This is a genomic window from Thiothrix litoralis (genome assembly GCF_017901135.1).
Taxonomy (GTDB): domain Bacteria; phylum Pseudomonadota; class Gammaproteobacteria; order Thiotrichales; family Thiotrichaceae; genus Thiothrix; species Thiothrix litoralis.
The window spans coordinates 1,534,412-1,552,625 of the sequence record NZ_CP072801.1 but is presented as its reverse complement, the minus strand read 5'-3'; the positions used below and the strand labels follow the sequence as shown (position 1 = coordinate 1,552,625).

Sequence of the window (18,214 nt, the reverse complement as noted above, 5' to 3'; positions counted from 1 at the left end):
ACGACAAAAACCAAGGGGTAACAGCATGAACATGCAAGCCGAAAAAGTAGCTGTTTTGTTTGCAAGGAATGACAGTGTTTATAAGCAACTTCCAGACGTGGACGTTTACGACGAAAGCCGAGACGCCAGAACCTACGCCGGGGTGTATCCGGTAGTAGCACACCCGCCCTGCCGTGCGTGGGGACGTTTACGCCACATGGCAAAACCCCAACCACATGAAAAGGCGCTGGCATTTTTTGCCGTTGAACAAGTGCGCAAATGTGGCGGCGTGCTGGAACACCCGGCGGGTTCCACTTTGTGGCAAGCGGCGGGATTACCCGAACCAGGCGAAACCGACCAGGCGGGCGGGTTTACTTTGGTTGTGCCACAACAGTGGTGGGGGCATAAAGCCGAAAAAATGACCCGTCTGTATATCTGTGGTTTGCGTCCAGGCGAACTACCACCTTTCAGCATGGTGATGGGGGAAGCGTCACACATCTGCGGAACCAGCGGGCGGCGCAGTGATGGAACACGCAGTGACCGGCGGAAAGAGATCAGCAAGCGCGAACGTGAGGCCACCCCGCCCGCGTTTGCCGAATGGCTGGTAGCACTGGCACGCAAGGCACAAAGCCGAGGGGCAAGCCATGAATAATCCACTCTTAACCGCATCCGAACAGGCACACATCAATGCAGTACGTAGCCACCACCGGGGCGGATTGGATAGCACTGTATCCACCCTATCGGCGCTGGTCGATCGGGTTGACTGGAACAAGCTGTTCATCCGTGCGGCTATCGCCCTGAATGCGGTGGGCTTCCTGTACGTGTTGAGCACGTTTCTGTTCTATGCCCACTACTTCGGGGTTTCAGCGTTGGCATTCTTGGGGCAACTCATGATCGGGGTGTTCTTCCTAATGACCGTGTGGAGCACTACAGACGGCCTGAGGGTCATGATGGCATCCATCGGCATGTACATTTTAGCGAATAGTTTCTAAGGGGTAATTTATGAAAATCCAACTTCCAAAATCCAGCGGCCTGTTGCCAACTGACCATCACCGCGCCATTAAAAACCATCGTCTGATGCAGTGGGCGAAAGTCGCCACCTTCGGGCTGTATATCGTCGCCGTGTTCATGCTGTACGTCTCTGACGTGTGGGGTATCGCCTCCTTCGTGGAGAAAAACAGCAATGAGTACATAGCCTTGGCTATCTTCTCCTTCATCAGTTTTGTGCTGGCGTTCTTCCTCGCATCCAGCAAGGAGGCGGTATATGAAGACATTGCTATTCACCGATCTGAGGGCTGGAAGCTAAAGCCAAGCCAATACGCGGCTATGGGCTTGTTCCTGTCATCCGGCATCCTGTTTGAAATGTTCAGCACCACCAACAATCAGCAGCACATTGCCAACACGGCGGCGGAACAATCCAGCATGATGCAATCCATCCAAGGTACGAATGTATCCTTGATCGGTGGCTCTACCCATCTCCTTATACACAAGTCCCAAGCTGATGTAAGATAAGCAATTTTCACCTATGAACTGGTCATCTAGCGAACTCACCGATCTTGATTTGGGAGACAAGCGCCTCGAAACACGCGCCGCCCATATTCTCAATGCCATGCTGAAAGCGCCCCAATCCAGCCTCCCCAAGGCTTGCCAGAGTTGGTCAAGTACCTTGGCGACGTACCGTTTCTTCTGGAATGAGGCGGTGAGCCATGATGCTTTGATGGCATCCCACTTTGAAGCGACAGAGTGCCGAATCCGTCAACAAGACTCGAAGATTATCCTGTGCATTCAAGACACCACCGAATTGGACTTCAATGGACAGGAAACCGAGGGCTTGGGGCGGTTATCCTACGATAAGCAACGCGGGATGTACCTGCATCCGACCTTGTGTATCACCCCGGAACGCCTGCCGTTGGGCATCACCGATACGTGGATGTGGTCACGGGGCTTGAGCAAAGCCGCCGACCAAGCGAACCCCAGCATCAAAGAAAGCCGTCGCTGGATCGAAGGGTATGAACGGGTAGCCGAACTGGCGGCACGCTGCCCCGGACACCGGCTCATCTATACGGGCGACCGTGAAAGCGACTTTTACGACTTGCTCAAACGGGCACAAGCCTTGGATTACCCGGCTGACCTGCTGATACGGGCGCAACATAACCGTGCCTTAGGAGATGACCTCAAACTGTGGGATGCCATTGAGCAACAACAGGCGTTGACCCGCATCACCTTTACCAAACCGCGCAAGCAGGGTGAAAAAGCCCGCAAAGTGGTACAGGAAATCAAGGTGTTACGTTATACCCTGCGTCCCAAGAGCAAGCACCCGATGCTATTGACCTTGGTTCAAGCCAAAGAAATCAACCCACCCGCCGGAAAATCGCCCCTCATTTGGCGTTTAGTCACCAACCGTTGTGTAGAGACCGCCGATGCCGCTTGTGAACTCATCGACTGGTATCGGGCGCGTTGGGAAATCGAAATGTTTTTTGATGTCCTGAAAGTTGGCTGTCGCGTCGAAAAACTGCAACTGGACACTAAAGAGCGCATCGAAAAAGCCCTCGCGCTCTACATCATGGTGGCCTGGCGGATTATGTTTCTGATGCGGTTGGGGCGTACCTGCCCAGAACTTCCGGCTGAGCTGGTGTTTGACCCGCTGGAATGGAAAGTATCCTTCCGGCTCGGCAAAAAAGCACTGCCCGATGGCATACCTACCCTCAATCAAGTGATCCGCAATCTGGCAGAACTGGGGGGCTTTCTGGGCAGAAAATGCGATGGCGAACCGGGAGCTAAAAGTATCTGGTTGGGCTACTCAAGGGTGCTGGACTGTATTTATGGGATTCAGATGGCTAGTGAATTGGGGGAAGGACTGATTTGTGTATAAAGAGATGGGCTCTACCCTCGCTGACAGTTTCGCCAGTGCTCAAATGAAGCTGGCACAATGTGAAGAGCGTCTGAAGCAAGGCAAGGAAAAGCACTGCGAAGGCAGCAAAGCCCGCGTTGATGCTGTGCGTGAAAGCATGGCTATGAGCAACCAGCTCGCCACCACTGCTGCGAAGGCCACGATGGATAACAAAGTGGAGGGTATGCTGAAAATCCGCGAACACTTTGATAAGCCCATGTTTCAGGCGATTGGCAAAGCGACTGGCACAGATAACAACTCAGGCATGTTAATGGTTGTGGGCTTGCTGATCTTCGTGTTTGAGCTTCAGCACATCATGGCGCTGTTTGCCTATGCCAACGCACTGGCACGGATTAACCGCAAAGCAGGCCATAACCAGCCGGGAACTGAATACGCATCCCCTGCCCCATTGGGTGTTTCCGGCAATGAATACGCGCCAACATCAGCATTCACTAGTATGGCTAATTCAGCCCGCCAAACTGTCGGTGAATATGCCGAGAAAGTGGAAGCGGGTTTAAAAGCCTCACCAGAGGTTATCGCCACTGAATATTCACGCGCTCAAAATGCCCGTGAAAATGTTTATCAGGTAGCGGCTGATAAACTGGATGGTTTAAATAAACCCTCTGCCCCTGCAAAAACATTCAGGGAGTCATTAAGGGATGGTGAGAAAGTCGTATCCACTGGGGCATTGGATGAACCTGTTATTACCTACCCTACCCGTCAAGCTAATCAAATGAGCGTAGCGGATACGGTTAAGCAAATCCAAGCCAGTGTAAAAGCCAGTGGTGCGAACTCACCAGCGGCGATTCAGGCAGCGGTATTTGATGCATATGCAGGCATGGCAAACCCTGCCCCACTGAATGACGTTATCCTTGAGCGCATGGCGGAAAAGCTGACAGCCAAGACCCTTCCAGCCACTGCCCCCACTGCTCCATTCAACCAGCGTGCAGGTGCAACGGGCATCCATAATCCTGCACTGGGGACGGCTGAGGAGCACTACCCTCTGCCCATCCAGCACGTTGATGGAGCCGCGCAAAACAGCGCTGCTACGCTTACAGTAAGCGCAGAGCGTGGAGCGGTGAAAAACAGCGCTGCTACGCTTACAGTAAGCGGCGAGGAGTTCACAGAGGACACCTATCAGCGCTTGCTTATCATGGTCAAGGCGGGGGAGATTTCCCCGACATTTGTACCCGTTAAAAAAATGCTGCGGACGTGGGACGTTGGCAGTAGTGACAAGGCACGACAGGACTGGACGGCGCTGGCATTTGAGCGGATGCGCGGGGAGGGCATATTGATAATGAATCCAGCCAACGACGGAACAGGTATCCAAAAGGCAAAATATATCCTTGCCTGATCGGATGACCACCACGGCGGGCAGGGTAGCATCTGACCGCCACCAGTAACCAACGAAGCCGGGAAAGTTCCCGGCTTTGTCTTTTATGTTGTGAGAGAATTGGCGTTTTCAGAAGATGATTTTAAAAGAGGTGAATGTTTATGTATTTGGATTTGATTCAATTGGCAAGGCTTTTATATTCAGTGTTTAGCTTGTTTATAGCGTGGCACTTATCCCAACCGTGGGCAATTAGCTTGTATTCAAAATTGGAATTTCCCGGATGGGTTCAAGTGTCATTGTTTTTAATATCGGCGGGAATGTTATTCCCAAAAAATAGGCGTTTTGATTGGAATAGGGATAGAGATGTGATGCAGGTCAGGCGTGGGTTGTTTATGTCAGGTCTGGCATTGGCAGCCAGTTTTTTACCCTGACAGTCAAAACCCGATCAAGAAAAGAGCCGCACCCGTTGCGGCCTTTTTTTGCCCATAGGGTAGGGCAGTAATCCCTTGTGAATTGTCCCCGAAATTGAGGCAAGCATGACCCCAACATGACCCCGACCGAAACGGGCAAAAAACAGGGCAGGGCGAAAAGTGCCAAGTGCTTGAAAAATTTGGTGCCCGGAGCCGGAATCGAACCGGCACGGTGTCGCCACCGAGGGATTTTAAGTCGGTTTGAAAAATCATTTAAATCAATAATTTAAGTTGGTTCATTTTTCCTAAAGATCGTTAAAACGGCCTATATCAATCAATAACGTAGCGTTTCTTTTTCCTAACCTCTGCGCCTATGAATAGCGTGTTTTTTATACTATATGTTTCATGTGTTTAGGGTCAAGCGATTGAGCGTTGAGCTGAAATCAGTAAGATCTATTGTCCTGAGCTTGACGAACCCTGTGAGCAGCATTTCACTTATTGCTCACTGATTGAAGATGGTTGTTGAGTTTTCTTCCTGTAAGAGGGCGATGTGTTGTACGACGCAAAGAATAACTACTTACGCTGTCCTTGACGTTGAGACCAACCGCAAAGCCGTTGTATGGAAAAAAATCGCAGGGTTTAGCTTGAATCGCAAAGACAAGGCTTGGATATGTTCACGGGTCAGGTTGCGCGAACCATTCAGGATCATCGAAACCAAACTCTTGCTGCCGATTTCCTCTTTCAGGTCTTCGGCTTTAAGTTGGTATTGATCTATTAACGTCCTCAGCACTGCTACCCCATCATCCAGTTTCGCCACCCGCTGGTTAAATTCGGCAAACGCTGGTGCGACATTTTCCCATTCCTCAATCGTATTGGCGAGAATACCGATCAAGGTGCGTTGTTCGTCATAATCTTCCAGCAACTCTTCCATCAATGCCAAGGCATTTTCATAGTCAATATCATCCCGAATCTCAGTCAGGAAGCTGGTTTGTGCGAACAGCTCTTTCGCTTTGATTTTTACAGCAGCAAAGTCCATCAATCTGCCTCCCGTGCGTATTTCTTGCAGAGTTTGTCATAGTCGGCGTGGGTAACAATATGCTTTACATACATACGGTTATCGCGGAATTCAATGAAGGCCAGTAAGCGCAGGTTATTGCCACCAATGTCGATAACCCACCATTTGTCCTTGTAACGAAAATTATCCAGACTGGGAAACACGGCTTTCAACTCCAAAGGGTTGGCAAAACTGCCATTCCGAAGAGTCTTGTAAGCCGCATCAATCGCATCAGCATCATTGGGAAAGTTCAGGCTTGCCTCATTGAAAGGTTTTCTGGATATGACGTGCAACACAACGCTCCTGATTCACTATAGGTGAACTTTAACAACAAACCTATCAATTCACAATATGTGAACAATCTAGAGTGGCTCAATCAAGTGCTTGCTACTGGATTCAGTTGCCTTGTCAAAGGTGTTTTTGACACTGAAAAAAACGGCTTCCTGTTGTAACTGATTGGGATTGGTTTCATTGGCGACAAGCTGTCTGGCGTAACTGCCGTATTAGTGCTGAGGATGCACACCAAGTATCGCCATCAGAATAGACAGGCTCGCGGGATCAAGCCCGCAGTCTGATGCAGGAAGCGGGCATAGTGGCTGTCTACCCAACAAACACGCGCTCGGCAATCAGGCGTGGCTAGCGATTGCGAAAGTTAGCAGCATGGTCAGCAAAAACAGTGATACCATCCGCTCCGCCGTCGCGTTGGATGACAAGCTGTTTGCGAAGCTGATCAGGTACATGAGAAAACCGTGGTGGAATGGGATAATAAAGCCAGGCGTTTCATCGCCGAACAACAGCACAAAATCGCGCATTGGTGTTACAGCGCAAAGCCCTGCAAGGTTGGCGTTCACCCTGTTTGCGGCGATGGGCGGATTTTTCCAATGCAGCTTGTTGTTCGAGTTTTTGTTGCTGGCGGTTGTGTTTGAGTGTTGCCAGTTGCTGTTCCGTGGCGGCAACTTGGGCATCGCGGATGGTGTGGTAGATGGCGTAATTGCCGCCGTATTCGTTCAGGCCGTGCTGATCCAGTTCCAGAATCCGTTCCACCTGTTGCAGCAATTCGCGGTCGTGGGTAGCGACCAATGCGCCCGCCGGGTGTTGGGTCAGTTTTGCCAGTAGCCAGTGCCGACCTTCCGTATCCAGATGGTTGCTGGGTTCGTCCAGCAGCAGGTAGTGATCAGGTTGCAGGAACGCTCGGCACAGTGCCAGCCGGGTTTGTTCGCCGCCGCTGAGATGTTGGACGGGTGTCGACAGGGGCAAATCCAGACCCGCTTCATGCAGTTCCTGTTCCCACAAGGCGGGGAGATGCCAACGGTCTTCGACCTGTGCAAAATCTTCCGCGCTGGCTTCACCGGACTGGATGCGCTCGAAACTGTCATACAACGTGCCAACGCCGAGCGCATCCGCCAGATTCAAACCTTGCAGGCGTTGCAGTTGCCGCACCCAATAGAACGGCACAAGCCAGCGGATGCTGCCGCCGGTGGGTGGAAAATCTTGCGCGAGCAGGGCAAGCAAGACTGATTTGCCTTGCCCGTTACGTCCGACCAGCCCGGTCAATCCGTCGGTCAGGGTGGAGGAAAGCCCTGAAAATACGGTTTTGGTATCAAACTGTTGGGTTAATTGGGAAAACTGGCAGACTACATGTGTCATAAGGGTTGGCGTGGCAATGTGGCATAAGGATAGCCTGAATGTTTCATGCTATTCTTGGAAAAGCAAGCAAGGCATGAAACCAAACTCAGGAGACGCTTACATGGGCGCATTGCCAAAATCTGCCTACATTTCCCCGGAAGAATACCTGCTCGGCGAAAATGACCGTGCCGATGGGGAAAAGTACGAATACGTCAACGGGCAAATCTACGCAATGGCAGGCGCGAGCCGTGGGCATAATCGGGTTGCTGGCAATTTTTTCCTTGCGCTGTCCCTGCATTTGAAGGGTAGCAGTTGCGAAGTTTTCCAGTCCGACATGAAGGTGGGGATCGAAACCATCGGCGACACCCGCTATTACTACCCTGATGTACAAGTCACTTGCGAAGAAGAAACCGCGACTTACTACAACACTTCCCCGTGCCTGATTGTAGAAGTCCTGTCGGATGCCACTGCCCGCAAAGACCGCACCGAAAAACTGGCGGCTTATCGCCTGATTCCGGCGTTGCAAGAATACGTGCTGTGTTCGCAAGAAGTCCCATACGTCGAGATTTACCGTCGCCGCAGCGAATGGGGAAAAGAGATTTACACCGAAGGCCAGAAACTCACACTGGAATCTGTTGGGCTGGAAATGGATGTGAATGAGCTTTATGGGTTTTTGTTGTAGTTTTTATATTGCATTAGGCTCTATCTGGTTTTCGAGGTCTTGCCGTCTATGCTCTGGCGGTAAGCCTCGTGCCACCAAAAAGTTATAACACGACAGACAGGCCAAGACACTGAAATACATAGTGAGCCATAATTAAAATGCTTGCTGTTTGATATTTGCTCAGTATAATACTTGATCTAGTGCAATAATCTATGGCTTTATTAAATATCTCATGGGGAAAGGGTAATGGGGAAAGTAAGGAAGTTATCTCTTAGAGAAATAGCTGATTGGCAGTTATCAGAAAAACATCAGCTATCCGAAAAAGATAAAGTAAAAGTTTGTATTCCATCTCTACAACGCGGTGCTGTTTGGAAACCAGAACAAGTTGAACTTTTATGGGATTCATTATTGCGCGGGTTTCCAATAGGCTCTTTCATTATTTGTCCCCATTTACAAACACAAAATAATGTCAAGGCCAAATACGGCAAGTGTGAAAATCCAACACACCACCTCCTTGATGGACAACAACGCAGTAATGCCATTACGTTAGGATTCGTTGATCCATTCATAAAAGAAAATGTATATGAAGCAATTTGGTTGGATATAAATCCACAAATTAGCGATAGTAGCACTCGATCATTCTTATTTCGGGTGACAACGGAATCACATCCTTGGGGATATAAAAAAGATGAGTCAAAAGATTCCATACAGAAAAACTTCATATTAAATACAGGGGATATAAGAAAAGCATTGGTGAGGTTTGGGTGGCGAGAGGATGAACTCGTGCCAAAAAAACAAGGACGTCCTAGTGTAGGTTATTCTTGGCCTTATGAAGCCAACTTGCCTATTCCTTTTGCTTGGTTGTTAGAAGCAGTTAATGCTACATCAGATGAAGAGGAATTTTGGGTTAAAATTAAAAGCAAGTTTGATAGTTATTCTATTGTTAGGCCAGAATATTATAAAAACTTCAATGAGGCACTTGCTAAATATATTGAAGATACAGACTTAACTAGCCTTTCTGTTAAAAAGAAAATATATTCAAAAGCTAAACAATCTTTAGAGTCAGAGCTTGTTCTTATTGAAGTACCTAATTCTGTAATAGCAGAAGAAACACACCAAGAAATCAATGACGGTAAAAAAATAAAAAATTATAATGAAGAAGAGAGTGAACCAGAAAATATATCAAATATTGAACATTTATTTGATCGGTTGAATTCAAAAGGAACTCCATTAAGTCCACACGATAGAATATATTCAATGATAAAGGCATATTGGCCTGTTTTTGAAGAAAAAATCACAGAGCTTAAAGAGAAGGGCTTGTTGCATTTGCCAGATGCTGAGTTTGTAAGTTTAATCATAAGAGCAGCAATTACTACAGCAAAAGATGAAAAAATACATCCGCCAATTGACGTAAGAGAAATACGACAAATAGCAAAAAATACAAACAATGAATATCAAAAAAAAGATGCTTTAGAAAATATTTTTAGCGAAGATAAAATAATTCTTTGTTGCAGGTTAATAGACTACTGGCTACTTTACTCAAATAACCATGATTTTGGATTGCCTCCATTTATTCGAAGCGAGATAGCTAAGCAATCTGGTGAGGTTTATTTGCTGCTCTTTTGGCTGGCAAAGCGTGAACTAGAAACTACTAGTTATAACTTGGATACTGCAAAATATAAGACTCAAGAATGTTGTAAATATATATTAGGACTGGCAACATCAATTCATTGGTTTTCATTGAACAAATCACAAACTGAAAAAAATAAGCGAATCAATCTTGTCTTTAAAAAACTCAAGGATAATTCCATGAAAAAATCTGATTTTAATGGGATTTTTTCTCCAGAAGATGATGCCAATCCTGTTTGCATGTCTCCAGATAAACTAAATATAGATTTTATTGGTGATGACATTGATGCATGGATTGATAAAGAAGGAAGAAATGAGGCTTGGAATCAAGCAGTTTCACAGCTTTGGAATGATGATATAAAAAGAGCTCATTTTATAAGTATTTGTAGAAGAGATAAATCACAAAGAATTGTCAGTTTGCTTAGCTATGCACAAAGAAAGTATATGAGTAACCAGTTTACTGGTTATGATCCTTCAAATATTTCATTTTGGGAAAACTATAATAGACCTTGGGATTACGATCATATTCTGCCAGCATCAACTCTCTACAATAGAAGAAATAAAAGATATATGCTGATATGCAGAGAGTTTGTTAATCATATCGGCAATCTTCGAGCAATACCTTATGAAGAAAATCGTTCAGATAGAAATATCTTAGCAAAAGAAAAAATAAAAACACCAGAAGATTTTGAAAATAGTTTTCTTACACAAGAACAAATGAAAGGATTAGGGGCTGGTGAAGAAATACTGTGGGATAAAAATGGAGCCGAAAAATTTATTAATTCATCTCAAAGTAGATTAGTTAGAATTTATAGCGAATGGTGGGAAACACTTGATATTTATTATTTATTCGATAATGCAAAGTGCATTCATTAATTAATGAAAAAATATCGTACAATAGATAGGTTGATATTCTATCTATTGTGTTCACTCCCTAGCTAGATGACCGATTATGCTACATGTAATACTGGTAAATGACAGTTACTGAATTTATGGTGGGGGCAGCGTTTAACTAAAGGCTGATGTATTATGGAGCTGTTTCAGTCGCCAACTCCTCCGCCCAACACCCCAACGACACCCCCAACGTCCCGCTCTCATCCTCAAACTGCACCAGATAAAACTCCACATCCGGGTATTCCTCATAATGCCCGGTATTGATCAGCACCCCGCGAGTCCCCGCTTTAACGACCAGCGCTCCTTCGGCATAGCCCGGAATTTCGCCGTCACTGAACAAGTCGGCAGCAGCAAACACCATGTCACCGGGTTGAATTTGAGCAATATCCATGTCATCTCCGATACAAAACAATCTCTTACTCCCCCTCTACCTCTGGGAGAGGGGGCTGGGGGGTGAGGGGGCTTCAGGCATAAGCCGGAGCAAACGCCTTTTCCGGCTCTTCCACTGGCACATTATTGGCAGCATCCCAATACGGCGACAGCTTGCGCAGTTGCGCAATAATCGGCGGAACAACGGCGATGACTTTCTCGATTTCCGGCATATTGTTGTAACGCGACAGCGAGAAGCGGATCGTGCCATGCGCAGCCGTATAAGGAATGCCCATTGCCCGCATCACGTGCGACGGTTCAAGTGAGCCAGACGTACACGCCGAACCGCTGGAAGCCGCGATGCCTTGCTTGTTGAGCATCAGCAAAATCGCTTCGCCTTCGATGTATTCAAACGCGATATTGAGCGTATTCGGCAAGCAATTGTCCGGGTCGCCGGTCACGAAACAGTTGGGGATGGCAGCCAGCAAGCCTTCTTTCAGACGGTCACGCATGGCACGCACGCAAATGTTTTCATGCTCCATGTGTTCCAGCGCCATTTCAGCCGCCTTGCCGAGCGCGACGATGGAAGCCGCATTTTCCGTCCCCGCCCGCCGCCCACGTTCCTGATGCCCACCACGCAACAGCGGACGGAAGCGTGTACCCCGGCGCAAATACAGCACACCAATGCCTTTGGGCGCGTGCAATTTATGCCCGGAAACCGACAGCATGTCGATCTTGGTGTCTTTCAGACTCATCGGGATTTTGCCGACCGCTTGTACCGCATCGGTGTGGAACATGATGCCCGCCGCGTTCGCCATTTCAGCCATTTCCACCACGGGGAAATACGTGCCGCTTTCGTTGTTCGCCCACATCGCCGACACAATCGCCACGTTGTCGGTGAGCAGCTTGGCGTACTCATCCAGATCCAGCCGACCTTTGCCGTCTACCTTGAGGTAATGCACGGTGTAGCCGTCTTTTTCCAGATTTTCGCACAGGGTCAGGATGGCAGGATGCTCCACCACGGTGGTGATGATTTCCTTGCGTTCCGGCTGTGCTTTGAGGGCGGAGAGGATCGCGGTGGAATCGGATTCGGTGCCGCACGAAGTGAAAACGATCTCGGAATCGTGTTCCGCACCCAGCAGCTTTTGCACTTGCTTGCGGGCAGCTTTAATCGCCAGCCCAACCTTGTTGCCAAACTGGTGGATGGAAGACGGGTTGCCGAACTGCTCGGTGAAATACGGCAGCATGGCTTGCACCACTTCCGGCGACACCATCGTAGTCGCATTGTTATCGAGATAAATACCTTCACTCATCACACCACTCCTTAAAACTTGCCCATTTCAGTCGCAGGCAATACGCGGATGAATTCACCCAGATCTTCCATGACGCGCTGTTGCACGCCACCCAAAGTAGCCGCTGCCATCTGGCAACCGGAACATGCGCCGCTGAGGTTAACGAAGGCGATTTTCTTGTCGAAATCGACTTCCACCAGCTCGATGTCGCCCCGGTCGGCTTGCAATTGCGGGCGAATCGCTTCCAGCGTGTGTTCGATGCGGCGCATCCGTTGCAGATTGGTCAACGGGGCTTTGGCAGGTTTGACGGGTTCGGGTGATGGTGCGACGACTTCTTCTTCATCGCGTTCCAGCATGACTTTGTTGAGGATTTCTTCGATGCCTTCAAAACACGCGGAACAACCGCCACCGGCTTTGGTGTAGAAGGTGACTTCTTCCACCGTGCTGAGGTTATTGGCACGAATGGTTTCTTCGATCAACACCGCATCCACCGCGAAGCATTTGCAGATCAACGCGCCTTCTTCGTGGTCGTCTTTCCACTCTTCGCCACGGTAATTAGCAACGGCGGCTTGCAAGGCTTCGCGCCCCATCACCGAGCAGTGCATTTTTTCCGGCGGCAAACCGTCGAGGTAGTCGGCAATGTCTTGGTTGGAAATTTTCAGCGCATCATCTACCGTCATGCCCTTGACCATTTCGGTCAGAGCAGAGCTGGAGGCGACTGCTGAGCCGCAACCAAAGGTTTGGAAGCCAGCGTCTTCGATAATGTCGGTTTCAGGGTTGACCTTGAGGGTCAGGCGTAGCGCGTCGCCGCAACTGAGTGAACCCACATCGCCAGTGGCATTGGCTTGTGCGACTGCACCAGCGTTACGCGGGTTGAAAAAATGGTCTTGTACCTTTTCTGAATAATCCCACATGGCTTGGGTCTCCTGTTGGCGTGGCGTCGTGAATCAGGCAGCGAATGATTTGCCGCAACCGCAGCTATTGGTGGCATTGGGGTTTTCAAACTTGAAACCGCTGCCGTCGATACCGTCGATGAAATCCACGGTTAAACCTTCCAGTTTCGGCGCACTTTCGGGGTCAACGAAGACGGTCAGTGCAGGGAATGGGACTTCCAGATCGCCGTCGGCTTTGGCTTCGACCAAGCTCATCGAATATTGCAAGCCGGAACAGCCGCCGCCGGAAACGCCAATGCGCAAGCCAGCGATGGATTTGTCTGCGCCTTCAATGAAACGTCCGAGGGCTTTCTGGGCATTGTCGGTCAGTATGATCATGCGTTATCTCCCGTTGTAAAGTGCTTTACGGGAATATTGCAAAGCCTGTGCCAAGTAGTTTTATTGTTGATTTTTAAGGATTTTTTGCATTGTTCGAGCGGTTTTGTAGGATTTGGCACAGGTCAGTTGCGCTAGGCTTGTCGTTAAGCAGACATACTGTTGTTGTAGACGGTGTGCGGCGGAAACATGGTGGCGATGTAATTGCTGACGGAATCTTCACGCTGTTTCCACACACTGCTGGGTTTGGTGCTGGCGAAATCGGCAAGGGTGAGTTCGCCGAGAAAGTCGCGGATACGGCGGCTGAGTTCCACCCACCCTTGGGCAGCTTCCAGCCCGCGTGTATCCACGGTTGCAAGCGTGCTTTCTAGCGTGTCCTCATCTGTCAGCGCGTGGGTGGCGTGGAGGATGTCGGCAATGCTGATCTGTGTGGCAGGGCGTGCCAGCCGGTAGCCGCCGCCTACGCCGCGCAAGCCTTCGACCAAGCCGTGTTTGCGTAGGCCGCTGAAAATGTGTTCCAGATACGAGGTGGAAATGCCCAGCGACTCCGACAATTCGGTGAGGCTGATCGGGGCGGCGTAGCGGTCAGTGGCAGCCAGTGACAGCATCGCGGTGATGGAGTGTTCGTCTTTGCGGGAAAGTCTCATGGGGTGTGTCCTTGTTGTGCCAGTTGGTAAAGGGCGCGGGCTTGTTGGGTGCATTGGGCGCGGATGTTGGGGTCGAGCCGTTCCAGCCAGCGGGTGGGGATGTTGTCTATGCCGTACAGTGCGCCAGCCACCATGCCGAGGATTGCGCCCGTGGTGTCGGCATCGCCGCCCCGGTTGACCACATCAACTAGGGCGGCTTCAAAGTTGTCGGTGGAAAATAGTGACTGGAACACGGCTTGCAAGGTATCGACGATGTAGCCGCTGGGGTTGTCGCGGCGGCGTTGGCGGTGGCGGTATTCAAACACGGGGTAATCTTGCACCAGTTGGTGCGCGAGTAATTCCAATTCTGCCAGTGATTTGCCGCGAATGGCGGCTTGCACCATCTGGATAATGCATTCAGTGCCTGCGTCCGATACCGGGTTGTTATGGGTGGTATGGGCTTGCAGGCGGGAGGCTGTTTGCACGTCTGTCCATGACGAATGCACGGTGGCAAGGGCTACGGGCAGGCAGCGCATACACGCGCCATTGCCTGCGTCGTGTTCGCTTTCCGGCATGATGGTTTGTCCGGTGCGGCGGAATTGCACGATGCCACGTCGCACGGTATTGCCGATGTCTTTGGGTTTGCTGCGCATCCATTGACTGAAGGCTTCCGCCACGCTGGTGGGGTCGACTTTGCCCGCAGCAAGGATGGCATCGCCTAAGGCAAGGCTCATTTCGGTGTCGTCGGTGATTTCGCCCGCTTTGAGTTTCAGCCAGCCGCCGCCGATGATGTGTTGGTGCGTGCCGTATTCGTGGCGGATTTCTGCCGGGGTCATGAATTCGACCGTTGCACCCAAGGCATCACCGATGGCAAGGCCGAGGTAGGCGGCTATTCCCCGAAACATGCGGCGTAATCCACGCAAACTTCACAGGAAGGCGCACGGCACACGTAAACGCCTTCGCCAATGCACATTTGCTTGTAGAGGAATTTTTTCCACTTCATGTCTTTGTCGTTCCGTTCGGCGAGGGGACGGAAATTATCGTGCATGAGAGCGGATAAGTCTTTGCGCGACCACAATCCGAGGTCTTGCCAGAGGTGATCGTTGCCCGTACATCCCGCGATGAGTATTTCGGTCATCCAGCCTGCCATCGGTGACGATTGGCTGAGGTTTTGTTGGAGAAGGGTGCGTAGGTCATCAAGTTCTGGCAGACGTGCAAAATCCAGCGATGCGACGTGAGCAGGTAGCGGTAATTGTGGCAGGGTCGGGAAATGGTATTCCATCATCGTGCGGAAAATGTCCAGCGGTAAGCCGAGGTAGAGCGGCATTGCGCCTTGTCCGCACAGGGCAGAGGCGTACATGGTTGCCAACAGGTGCTCGTTGGTTTCGCCACGGCGGTGCTGTATTAGGTAGGCATAATGCGTTTGCAAGAGGTTAGGTGGTTTGGGCATGGCGGTCATAATGAATGGTTTCCTACAATTGGCACGTTTATAGGGATTGATTCAATAAACGTGCCATGAGGCTGTAGGGTGGGTGGAGCGGAACGCGATACCCACCGTTTTTGAAATGGGGAAAAATGAGGTGCATGGGGAAATGGTGGGTATCGCCTTTGGCTACACCCACCCTACGATCAATACTCGACGAAAACATCCTCATCACGCGGAATAAATTGGCAAGCCAGCCGCCATTTGCTCGGCAAATCATTAACGATCATGTCTTCCATCTCGCTTTTGGTGATTTTGCCGAGTTCCAGCAAGACAGTCTTTTCCTTTTCTTCCAGGTGATAGCCCATTGGCGCTTTGTCGCCCAGTTGCGTGACCTTAACCACGCAAGTGCCGCATTCGCCATCACCGCAGGAAAACTGGATCGGAATCTTGTTGGTTTTGGCAATTTTCAGCACGGTTTCGGTGAAGCTGCCTGCCACCGCGTACACGGTTTTGTCCTTGTATTCGGGGCTGGAAAAAGTAATTAATGCCATGTTGTTCTCCTTGAATTAGGCGGGTTTAACTTTGCAATCGCCGAGGATTTGCGCTTGGCACGCAAGGCGGTAGTGGCGGCCTGCCATGTTTTCGCGCAGGACTTTTTCTTCCAGCACGGAAGGTTCGGTCAGGTTGTTCCAGCCTTCGGTGACTTCCATCATGCAAGTGCCGCAATCGCCTTCGCGGCAACCGTAAATAACGCCCGCCCCAATCTTTTCGGAGATTTCGATAATGCGCGTTCCGGCAGGGACATTGACCGTTTGGTTGATGTCTTCAAAGGTAATTTTTGCCTTTGCCATGTCTATTTTCCTTCAATCATTGCTAAAAATTATCAGGTAGTTGGGGTGTTCAGGTGAGGTCGCCGAATTCAATGACCCCGCGCTGCACTTCCTTGCCCACCAGAATATTGGCTATTTCTCTACCAAACCCTGTGCATTCATCCAATTCTTCTTGTGTTGGAATCAGTTTGACGCGGATGCCTTCACGCGGAACCCGCATTTTCAGCCCGCGCATCCGGTCTTCGACCATGCGCACTGCTTCGCCGCTCCAGCCATACGAGCCGAACGCTGCGCCGATCTTGCCTTTGAGGTTCACCACTGCCAGCGACGAGAGCAAATCCCATACCGGCTTGACCGCATCGCCGTTGATGGTGGGGGAACCGAACAGCAACGCGTCGGCGTCTTCAATCAGGTCAACGAAAGGCGCGACTTCGCCGCCTTCGAGGTCGTACAGCGATACGCGCACGCCTTCGACCGTATCCGCACCGCTGTAAATCGCTTCTGCCATGCGTGCCGTATTACCGTAGGAACTCATGTAGAAAATGATCAACGACTTGTTGGTGTCGCCGATTTCGCGGCTAAGGGTGGAGGTGGATAGCTCGCGGTAATGCGCCACGTAACGGCGTGGGCGTTCGCGCAGAATCGGGCCGTGTGTTGGCGCGACGATTTTCATCTTCAACGGTTCGATCAAGGCGAGTGCTTCCATCACCCACTGCTTGAACGGGCGCATGATGTGCGCGTAGTAGTAATCGAATGAAAAGCGGAAATCGCCCACCCGGTCGTTAAACAGGCGCACATCGCAGTAATGGCAGCCAAACACATCACCAGAAAACAGCACTTGTTGCTCTTCCAGATAGGTGCATTGCGTATCCGGCCAGTGTAGGAATGGCGTGTGCAGGAAGCGTAAATGGCGGTCGCCGAGGCTTACCCGGTCATTGGTGGTGACGGTGGTGTATTCAAACGGCTCTTCGCGGTTGGGACGCAACAAGGCTTTGAGCATGGTCGTGGCGCGGGTGGAAATGTACAGCCGTGCTTGTGGGGCGCGGCGCATCAGTTCCGGCAGTGCGCCGCTATGATCAGGCTCCAGATGGTTGAGCACGATCACTTTGATTTCGTCGTAACGCGCTACCGATTCCAGCCGATGGAAAAATTCGTCCTCAAAACCTTCTTTCACCGTGTCGATGATGGCAACGCCTTCGCTGCCGCGTACCAGATACGAGTTGTAAGTCGTGCCGTTGGCGGTTTTGAGGATGATGTCGAAGGTGCGCAAGGTGGGGTCGAGTGCGCCGATCCAGTGGACGCCGGGGGCGAATTCGACCGCTTCCTTCCATGTGGAAACGTTGAGCGGGGTGTCAGCCATGACGGTTGCCTGCAAGACTCATGCTCAACAGCGCGGAATGGCGTTTGATCAGGCAGTTGGGCAGGTTCGGGTAGGCGCGTTTGAGTGCCGGGTCGACCTGTCCGTGACGGCGGAAAGTCTGCAAGAATTTTAGTAAACGTGATTGCATGGCTGTGTCCTCGTGTGGAATAGCGTTCTCCGAACTTACCCCTCACCCCAACCCCTCTCCCTCAAGGGGAGAGGGGCTAAGAAAATCTCTTGTTCCCCCTCGCCCCTTGAGGGAGAGGGGGCTAGGGGGTGAGGGGGTTCTTATCTTGCCTGTATCTCCGCCCGCACCTGTTCCCACCGTTCCGGCGGAATCCCGGTCAGCGAACCCGGCGGATTCAGGGCTTCACCCTGACTGTCCACGATCACTTGTTCGACCGGACAGATGCTGGCGCATTGCTTATCGGCGTAGTCGCCGTCGCATTCGGTGCATTTCTTGGCGTCGATCAGGAAATGCGGGATCGCGGCGTAAATGGCTTTGCTGGGGCAGAGCGGTTCGCACGCCCAGCAGTTCACGCAGCCGTCAACGATTTGTAATGCCAT

General features: G+C 50.6%; 22 protein-coding genes. 7 read left to right on the top strand and 15 right to left on the bottom strand.

Features of this window, described 5'->3' with window-relative positions; all coding sequences use genetic code 11:
- Nucleotides 1-25: 25 nt before the first annotated feature.
- The 5 genes from J9253_RS07520 to J9253_RS07500 are packed head-to-tail and all read left to right on the top strand — an operon-like array spanning nucleotide 26 to nucleotide 4,223.
- Entirely contained in the window at nucleotides 26-631 is a 606-nt protein-coding gene (locus tag J9253_RS07520) for a hypothetical protein (RefSeq protein WP_210224000.1), read from the top strand.
- The gene (locus J9253_RS07515; RefSeq protein WP_210223999.1) at nucleotides 624-971 is read left to right on the top strand and encodes a hypothetical protein; all 348 of its coding nucleotides are present in this window, start codon (nucleotides 624-626) and stop codon (nucleotides 969-971) included. Before J9253_RS07520 ends, J9253_RS07515 begins: the two co-directional genes overlap by 8 nt.
- A 10-nt stretch (nucleotides 972-981) precedes the next feature.
- Nucleotides 982-1,491, top strand: a complete 510-nt coding sequence (locus tag J9253_RS07510; RefSeq protein ID WP_210223998.1) for a hypothetical protein — start codon at nucleotides 982-984, stop codon at nucleotides 1,489-1,491.
- 13 nt (nucleotides 1,492-1,504) lie between these two features.
- Nucleotides 1,505-2,851 (top strand): IS4 family transposase, encoded by a 1,347-nt coding sequence (locus J9253_RS07505; protein WP_210221796.1) that lies wholly within the window; start codon nucleotides 1,505-1,507, stop codon nucleotides 2,849-2,851.
- Nucleotides 2,844-4,223, top strand: a complete 1,380-nt coding sequence (locus J9253_RS07500; protein WP_210223997.1) for a hypothetical protein — start codon at nucleotides 2,844-2,846, stop codon at nucleotides 4,221-4,223. The genes J9253_RS07505 and J9253_RS07500 overlap by 8 nt, the downstream gene beginning before the upstream one ends.
- Before the next feature lie 966 nt (nucleotides 4,224-5,189).
- Here the strand turns inward: J9253_RS07500 and J9253_RS07495 are convergent.
- From J9253_RS07495 to J9253_RS07485, 3 genes are all read right to left on the bottom strand, one after another.
- Nucleotides 5,190-5,648, bottom strand: a complete 459-nt coding sequence (locus J9253_RS07495) for a helix-turn-helix domain-containing protein (RefSeq protein WP_210223996.1) — start codon at nucleotides 5,646-5,648, stop codon at nucleotides 5,190-5,192.
- Nucleotides 5,648-5,962, bottom strand: coding sequence for a type II toxin-antitoxin system HigB family toxin (locus tag J9253_RS07490; RefSeq protein WP_228291536.1), 315 nt, complete (start codon nucleotides 5,960-5,962; stop codon nucleotides 5,648-5,650). Before J9253_RS07490 ends, J9253_RS07495 begins: the two co-directional genes overlap by 1 nt.
- 484 nt (nucleotides 5,963-6,446) lie before the next feature.
- Nucleotides 6,447-7,313, bottom strand: coding sequence for an ATP-binding cassette domain-containing protein (locus J9253_RS07485; RefSeq protein ID WP_210223995.1), 867 nt, complete (start codon nucleotides 7,311-7,313; stop codon nucleotides 6,447-6,449).
- A 73-nt stretch (nucleotides 7,314-7,386) separates the two neighbouring features.
- Between J9253_RS07485 and J9253_RS07480 the strand changes: the two genes are divergently transcribed.
- Together J9253_RS07480 and J9253_RS07475 are read left to right on the top strand one after the other, a co-directional pair.
- Nucleotides 7,387-7,974 carry a Uma2 family endonuclease gene (locus J9253_RS07480; RefSeq protein ID WP_228291535.1) on the top strand — a complete coding sequence of 196 codons (588 nt, stop codon included), beginning with the start codon at nucleotides 7,387-7,389 and terminating at the stop codon, nucleotides 7,972-7,974.
- Nucleotides 7,975-8,199: 225 nt separating this feature from the next.
- On the top strand, nucleotides 8,200-10,458 hold the full coding sequence (locus J9253_RS07475) for a DUF262 domain-containing protein (protein ID WP_210223994.1): 2,259 nt from the start codon (nucleotides 8,200-8,202) through the stop codon (nucleotides 10,456-10,458).
- A 151-nt stretch (nucleotides 10,459-10,609) separates the two neighbouring features.
- Here the strand turns inward: J9253_RS07475 and J9253_RS07470 are convergent, their stop codons facing one another.
- The 12 genes from J9253_RS07470 to J9253_RS07415 form a co-directional block, all read right to left on the bottom strand.
- Nucleotides 10,610-10,867, bottom strand: coding sequence for a nitrogen fixation protein NifZ (locus J9253_RS07470; RefSeq protein WP_210223993.1), 258 nt, complete (start codon nucleotides 10,865-10,867; stop codon nucleotides 10,610-10,612).
- Between the two features lie 73 nt (nucleotides 10,868-10,940).
- The gene (gene nifS / locus J9253_RS07465; RefSeq protein WP_210223992.1) at nucleotides 10,941-12,158 is read right to left on the bottom strand and encodes a cysteine desulfurase NifS; all 1,218 of its coding nucleotides are present in this window, start codon (nucleotides 12,156-12,158) and stop codon (nucleotides 10,941-10,943) included.
- 11 nt (nucleotides 12,159-12,169) lie between these two features.
- Nucleotides 12,170-13,051, bottom strand: a complete 882-nt coding sequence (gene nifU / locus J9253_RS07460; RefSeq protein ID WP_210223991.1) for a Fe-S cluster assembly protein NifU — start codon at nucleotides 13,049-13,051, stop codon at nucleotides 12,170-12,172.
- 33 nt (nucleotides 13,052-13,084) lie between these two features.
- A complete protein-coding gene (locus J9253_RS07455) occupies nucleotides 13,085-13,408 on the bottom strand; it encodes a HesB/IscA family protein (RefSeq protein ID WP_093070997.1) in 324 nt (107 codons plus the stop codon).
- A 143-nt stretch (nucleotides 13,409-13,551) separates the two neighbouring features.
- Nucleotides 13,552-14,052, bottom strand: coding sequence for an Rrf2 family transcriptional regulator (locus J9253_RS07450; RefSeq protein ID WP_175518063.1), 501 nt, complete (start codon nucleotides 14,050-14,052; stop codon nucleotides 13,552-13,554).
- Nucleotides 14,049-14,936: an ADP-ribosyl-[dinitrogen reductase] hydrolase gene (gene draG, locus J9253_RS07445; RefSeq protein WP_210223990.1), complete on the bottom strand. Its 888-nt coding sequence runs from the start codon at nucleotides 14,934-14,936 to the stop codon at nucleotides 14,049-14,051. The genes J9253_RS07450 and draG overlap by 4 nt, the downstream gene beginning before the upstream one ends.
- Nucleotides 14,921-15,490 carry a nitrogen fixation protein NifQ gene (locus tag J9253_RS07440; protein ID WP_210223989.1) on the bottom strand — a complete coding sequence of 190 codons (570 nt, stop codon included), beginning with the start codon at nucleotides 15,488-15,490 and terminating at the stop codon, nucleotides 14,921-14,923. The genes draG and J9253_RS07440 overlap by 16 nt, the downstream gene beginning before the upstream one ends.
- Before the next feature lie 170 nt (nucleotides 15,491-15,660).
- Nucleotides 15,661-16,008 (bottom strand): 2Fe-2S iron-sulfur cluster-binding protein, encoded by a 348-nt coding sequence (locus tag J9253_RS07435; protein ID WP_210223988.1) that lies wholly within the window; start codon nucleotides 16,006-16,008, stop codon nucleotides 15,661-15,663.
- Nucleotides 16,009-16,023: 15 nt separating this feature from the next.
- On the bottom strand, nucleotides 16,024-16,308 hold the full coding sequence (locus J9253_RS07430) for a 2Fe-2S iron-sulfur cluster-binding protein (RefSeq protein ID WP_093067968.1): 285 nt from the start codon (nucleotides 16,306-16,308) through the stop codon (nucleotides 16,024-16,026).
- Between the two features lie 49 nt (nucleotides 16,309-16,357).
- Complete coding sequence (locus J9253_RS07425; RefSeq protein WP_210223987.1) at nucleotides 16,358-17,647, bottom strand: FprA family A-type flavoprotein; 1,290 nt, start codon at nucleotides 17,645-17,647, stop codon at nucleotides 16,358-16,360.
- Nucleotides 17,640-17,795: a hypothetical protein gene (locus J9253_RS07420; RefSeq protein ID WP_210223986.1), complete on the bottom strand. Its 156-nt coding sequence runs from the start codon at nucleotides 17,793-17,795 to the stop codon at nucleotides 17,640-17,642. The genes J9253_RS07425 and J9253_RS07420 overlap by 8 nt, the downstream gene beginning before the upstream one ends.
- 140 nt (nucleotides 17,796-17,935) lie before the next feature.
- Nucleotides 17,936-18,214, bottom strand: a complete 279-nt coding sequence (locus tag J9253_RS07415) for a 4Fe-4S dicluster domain-containing protein (RefSeq protein WP_210223985.1) — start codon at nucleotides 18,212-18,214, stop codon at nucleotides 17,936-17,938.

Coding starts and splice junctions, on each gene's coding strand:
- J9253_RS07520 (WP_210224000.1), top strand. CDS start 26: ATGAACATGCAAGCCGAAAAAGTAGCTGTTTTGTTTGCAAGGAATGAC.
- J9253_RS07515 (WP_210223999.1), top strand. CDS start 624: ATGAATAATCCACTCTTAACCGCATCCGAACAGGCACACATCAATGCA.
- J9253_RS07510 (WP_210223998.1), top strand. CDS start 982: ATGAAAATCCAACTTCCAAAATCCAGCGGCCTGTTGCCAACTGACCAT.
- J9253_RS07505 (WP_210221796.1), top strand. CDS start 1,505: ATGAACTGGTCATCTAGCGAACTCACCGATCTTGATTTGGGAGACAAG.
- J9253_RS07495 (WP_210223996.1), bottom strand. CDS start 5,648: ATGGACTTTGCTGCTGTAAAAATCAAAGCGAAAGAGCTGTTCGCACAA.
- J9253_RS07485 (WP_210223995.1), bottom strand. CDS start 7,313: ATGACACATGTAGTCTGCCAGTTTTCCCAATTAACCCAACAGTTTGAT.
- J9253_RS07480 (WP_228291535.1), top strand. CDS start 7,387: ATGAAACCAAACTCAGGAGACGCTTACATGGGCGCATTGCCAAAATCT.
- J9253_RS07475 (WP_210223994.1), top strand. CDS start 8,200: ATGGGGAAAGTAAGGAAGTTATCTCTTAGAGAAATAGCTGATTGGCAG.
- J9253_RS07470 (WP_210223993.1), bottom strand. CDS start 10,867: ATGGATATTGCTCAAATTCAACCCGGTGACATGGTGTTTGCTGCTGCC.
- nifS (WP_210223992.1), bottom strand. CDS start 12,158: ATGAGTGAAGGTATTTATCTCGATAACAATGCGACTACGATGGTGTCG.
- nifU (WP_210223991.1), bottom strand. CDS start 13,051: ATGTGGGATTATTCAGAAAAGGTACAAGACCATTTTTTCAACCCGCGT.
- J9253_RS07455 (WP_093070997.1), bottom strand. CDS start 13,408: ATGATCATACTGACCGACAATGCCCAGAAAGCCCTCGGACGTTTCATT.
- J9253_RS07450 (WP_175518063.1), bottom strand. CDS start 14,052: ATGAGACTTTCCCGCAAAGACGAACACTCCATCACCGCGATGCTGTCA.
- draG (WP_210223990.1), bottom strand. CDS start 14,936: ATGTTTCGGGGAATAGCCGCCTACCTCGGCCTTGCCATCGGTGATGCC.
- J9253_RS07440 (WP_210223989.1), bottom strand. CDS start 15,490: ATGACCGCCATGCCCAAACCACCTAACCTCTTGCAAACGCATTATGCC.
- J9253_RS07435 (WP_210223988.1), bottom strand. CDS start 16,008: ATGGCATTAATTACTTTTTCCAGCCCCGAATACAAGGACAAAACCGTG.
- J9253_RS07430 (WP_093067968.1), bottom strand. CDS start 16,308: ATGGCAAAGGCAAAAATTACCTTTGAAGACATCAACCAAACGGTCAAT.
- J9253_RS07425 (WP_210223987.1), bottom strand. CDS start 17,647: ATGGCTGACACCCCGCTCAACGTTTCCACATGGAAGGAAGCGGTCGAA.
- J9253_RS07420 (WP_210223986.1), bottom strand. CDS start 17,795: ATGCAATCACGTTTACTAAAATTCTTGCAGACTTTCCGCCGTCACGGA.
- J9253_RS07415 (WP_210223985.1), bottom strand. CDS start 18,214: ATGGCATTACAAATCGTTGACGGCTGCGTGAACTGCTGGGCGTGCGAA.